This window comes from Parasphingorhabdus sp. JC815, assembly GCF_040717415.1.
Classification (GTDB): Bacteria; Pseudomonadota; Alphaproteobacteria; order Sphingomonadales; family Sphingomonadaceae; genus Parasphingorhabdus.
Window position 1 is genome coordinate 1 of the sequence record NZ_JBFEFM010000028.1, and the last position, 233, is coordinate 233.

Consider the following 233-nt stretch of genomic DNA (forward strand, 5'->3'; position numbering starts at 1 on the left):
AGCGAAGTCGGACCGCGAGACGGCTTGCAAAGCGTTGAGCGTGTTATGGCAACCGAGGCCAAAAAGGCATGGATCAAGGCAGAGGCCGAAGCCGGTGTGAGCGAGATTGAGGTCGGGAGCTTTGTTCCGCCCAAACTGCTTCCGCAGATGGCTGACACCGCCGAAATTGTTGCTTTTGCAAAAACGATTCCCGGGCTGGATGTTGTGGCCCTGATCCCCAATCTGAAAGGGGC

At 57.1% G+C, this 233-nt stretch carries 1 pseudogene; it reads left to right on the plus strand.

The features are described 5' to 3' along the window. Positions 1–233, plus strand: a pseudogene (locus AB1K62_RS14700) (hydroxymethylglutaryl-CoA lyase); the annotation flags it as partial.